Origin of the sequence: Thiocapsa sp. (assembly GCF_011390875.1) — a bacterium.
GTDB lineage: Bacteria > Pseudomonadota > Gammaproteobacteria > Chromatiales > Chromatiaceae > Thiocapsa.
On sequence record NZ_JAABRP010000329.1, the window covers coordinates 1 to 3,616 of the forward strand.

Below are 3,616 nucleotides of genomic sequence, written 5' to 3' on the forward strand. Positions count from 1 at the left end.
CCATCTCGCGCCGCTCCCGCTGCGCGTGCTGCCACTCAGCGACGGCTGGCGAACCGCAGCGGGTGTTCTGATCGCGGTCGGCGTCATCGTCGCAGCCGGGGTGCTGCTCGCCACACTGCGCTCGTCTGCACGCCCTACACGCGGGCACCAGAGGATGCGGCCCGACGGGCCCCAGCCGCAAGACGACGGCAACGCCGGCTGGGCCTCTTCGGGGTCGGATGCCGAGATCAGTTCGGCGAGCACCGCCAGCGACACGTCGCCGTCGAGGACGCCCTCGAGGTAGTCCGACGGCCATCGCCCCGTTGATCACGGCCATCGCGTGCCCGAGATCGCCGAGACGGTCGACACGGGGTTCGACCGTCAGCCGAGAACGAGTCCGCAGGAACGCATGCGTCCTCGGGCGTTCGACGTGCTCACCGATTCACGGCAGAAGCGTGAGGTCGCCGACCGTTGATCGCACGACGGTGAAGTGCCGGCGATCGAGAGTGGCGATGTCGCGTGTGCCCAGTCGTTCAGCCGTCGCGATCACCGAGGCGTCGGTCGTTCCGAGCGGGAGATCGCGATACGCGGCGACGAGTTCGGCGATTCGCATCCAGTCGCTGGCGGCGACCGATTCAGCGAGGAGGTTCCCTGCGGCGAGGTCGCCGAGGAATCTCACTTCTGCGTCCGCACCGAGGCGTGTGCCGAGGAGGTAGGTGACTTCGGTGATGACCAGCGTCGGCACGATGAGTGGTCCTGCGTGCGTTTCGAGCAGCTCCAAACTGGCGGCGTGGTGCCGGTCGTCACGATCGACGTAGGCGTAGAGGGGCCCGGCGTCGACGATCAGTGCGATGGCAGGACCTCGTTGGCAAGGATCTCTTCGATTCGCTCCGAGATGTCGTCGCGGCCGCTTGCGCCCGCGGCAGCGGCGAGCAGCCGTCGCTTTCCGTGGTGGACTCCGAGCAGATTCTCGATTGCCTCACGAGTCAATTCCGACACGGTGCTTCCACGCCGCTGGGCCTCGTGGCGGAGGCGGGCATCGAGTTCATCAGGCAGCTTCACGGTCGTTCTCTGCATGTATGCCAGCATACACAGCGTTGAACTCATGTAAGGGACATCGGCACCCGTGGATCCACCACGGGGCTGAGGTTCCAGGGTTGCATGGTCATCCCGGCTGGTCCGGGGGGTGGCGTCGAGATTGCCTCTGGGGGAGGTCCGTGAGGGCTTGGTCCCGGTCGTCTGATTGCCACACCCGGCCGGCCACGGATGCCCCGGATGAGGAGAGTGGCTCGAGCCCATGAGGTCGATGCCGGTTACAGCACATGAGTGGGAGCCGCGGTTGGCGCGTGTCTTCCTTGGGACCGTGGCCTGATGCGTGCGTCGCTCCTGCGGGCGAGCCGGTGCAACAACCGACACGACCGAAGGAGAACGAGATGAATCACAGACGCCTGGTCGGCATCGACTTGGGCATCGCGAGCGCGCACACGGTGCGGGTGCTCGATGGTGAGGGCACCACGCTCGCGAAACGCAAGGCATGGCCGACGCTCGAGAGTCTCGGAGAGATCGAGGCGGCGGCGCTGGATGGCTGCCCACCCGGCACCCGGCTGGAGGTGGTGATGGAACCGACTGGACCGGCGTGGATGCCGATCGCTGTGTTCTTCACGACCCGCGGTCATGTGGTGCATCGTGTCAGCTCGGCCAAGGCGCACGATCTGCGCCGGTTCTTGTCGCGGCACACCAAGACCAACGGCATCGATGCTGACACGCTCGCTCGGTTGCCGTTGTTCGACCCGGCCGGGCTGCAACCGTTGGTGCTGCCCACAGCGGAACGCGCTGCGTTGGATCGTCGGGTGCGGGTGACGGATCGGCTCACCGAGCAGGGTGCGGTGCACAAGCGTCGGATCAAGGACCTGACCCGCCAGCTGATGCCGATGACGCCGCTGACCGGTGATCTCGGTGTTGCTGACCTGGCTGTCCTGGAACGATATGCCGATCCGAACGCCCTGGTCAGGGCGGGTGAGAAGCGGCTCACGACGTTGATCGCCAAGTCATCCAACGGTCAACAAGGCACCGATCGGGCCCGGCAGTGGATTGACGCTGCCGGCGCTTCGATCGAGCTCTACGCCGGCCACCCCGCGGTCGCGTTCGCGGACCTGGCCGCCGAGATCGCCACCGAAGTCAGGCTCTTGCGTGCTGTGCAGACCGAGCTCACCGCCCATGCCGCCGAACGAGAGTCCTGCTATCGCTGGGTCGACCCCGCCCAGCTCGCCCGCAGCCTTCCGGGCGTTGCCGACGTCAGCGGCCCCGCACTCGTGGCTGCCATGGGCGACCCGACCCGCTTCGCCCGCGGCAAGCAGTTCAGGTCCTTCACCGGTCTGGTCCCCAAAGCCTCCGAGACCGGCGACACCGACCGCAAAGGACAACCGATGTCCAAAGCCGGATCGTCGCTGCTACGCACCACCCTCGTGCGCGCCGCGGACAACGCCCGCCGCACCGACCCGCAACTCGCCCGCATCTACTACATCCAGATGGTCGAGCGCGGCAAGGACCACCTCGGCGCGGTCTGCGTCGTCGCCGCGAACCTCGCCGAACGCTTCTGGGCGGTCATGCACCGCGGCATGCCCTACGTCATCTGCGACACCGACGGCCGCCCGGTCGACCCCGACGAAGCCAAAGCGATCATCGCTGCACACTGGACCGTCCCCGCCGACGTTCGAGCCCGCCGCCGCAGCAAGAAGGCGGGGAAGGCCCCCCAAACCGTCCGAACCGGACAGCGTCTACGGGGCGACCTTCCCCGACACCAAAGCATCGACCAGCACGACACGCACCGTCAACACCAGCCCCAGCGAAGAACCGCTTGACAACCAAGCCTCCATAGGAGATCAGCCGAGGACGAGTTCGGCGAAGCTCGGCAGCGCCATCGCGGGGCCGCTGACGAGGAACTCGGTGATGCAGGTCTCACGCCACCGGTCGAGTTCGTCGCGAATCTTGTCGGGCGGGCCGACCAGGGCCACGTCCTCGACCATCGCCAGCGGGATCGCAGCGGCCGCCTCTGCCTTCTTGCCCTCGAGGTACAGCTCCTGCACCCGGTCGGCGACGTCGCCGTAGCCCATGCGAGCGAAGACCTCGTAGTGGAAGTTGGCGCCCTTCGCTCCCATGCCACCCGCGTAGAGCGCGAGGAACGGGCGCACCAGGTCGGCGCACTTCTCGGCATCGTCGCCGGGAATGATCATCACCGTCGCCGTCACCGCGAAACGATCCTTCTTGGTCGGATCGCCTGAGGCGTCGAAGCCCTGCTGGAGGCAGTCACGGTAGAACTGGTCCTCCTTGGGGGAGAAGAACAGCGGGAGCCAGCCGTCGCAGATCTCTGCAGAGAGCGCAACGTTCTTGGGGCCCTCGGCTGCCAGGTAGATCGGGATGTCGCTGCGCAGCGGGTGCACGGTCGACTTGAGGGCTTTGCCGAGCCCGGCCCCTCCCTGCAACGGCATGTCGTAGAACTCGCCGTGGAACTCCACGGGTTGGTCGCGCCGGACGATCGAGCGGACGATCTCGACGTACTCGCGCGTTCGGGCGAGCGGCTTCGGATACGGCTGGCCGTACCACCCTTCGACCACCTGGGGTCCGGAGGCGCCGAGTC

Annotated in this window: 5 protein-coding genes; 2 read left to right on the top strand and 3 right to left on the bottom strand. The window is 67.1% G+C overall.

The window, feature by feature from the left end; translation table 11 throughout:
* Window positions 1-283: hypothetical protein (locus GPT33_RS17885; RefSeq protein WP_296811765.1), on the top strand; the 283-nt coding region annotated here is incomplete at its 5' end.
* Between the two features lie 138 nt (window positions 284-421).
* On the opposite strand, the gene GPT33_RS17890 is transcribed toward GPT33_RS17885, so the two are convergent.
* Together GPT33_RS17890 and GPT33_RS17895 are read right to left on the bottom strand one after the other, a co-directional pair.
* Complete coding sequence (locus GPT33_RS17890; protein ID WP_363929501.1) at window positions 422-832, bottom strand: PIN domain-containing protein; 411 nt, start codon at window positions 830-832, stop codon at window positions 422-424.
* Complete coding sequence (locus tag GPT33_RS17895; protein ID WP_296811767.1) at window positions 823-1,086, bottom strand: CopG family transcriptional regulator; 264 nt, start codon at window positions 1,084-1,086, stop codon at window positions 823-825. The genes GPT33_RS17890 and GPT33_RS17895 overlap by 10 nt, the downstream gene beginning before the upstream one ends.
* Before the next feature lie 356 nt (window positions 1,087-1,442).
* On the opposite strand from GPT33_RS17895, the gene GPT33_RS17900 reads away from it, so the two are divergent.
* Window positions 1,443-2,840, top strand: coding sequence for an IS110 family transposase (locus GPT33_RS17900; protein WP_296811769.1), 1,398 nt, complete (start codon window positions 1,443-1,445; stop codon window positions 2,838-2,840).
* A gap of 21 nt (window positions 2,841-2,861) precedes the next feature.
* On the opposite strand, the gene GPT33_RS17905 is transcribed toward GPT33_RS17900, so the two are convergent.
* On the bottom strand, window positions 2,862-3,616 hold a 755-nt coding region (locus GPT33_RS17905), incomplete at its 5' end, for an LLM class flavin-dependent oxidoreductase (protein WP_296811770.1).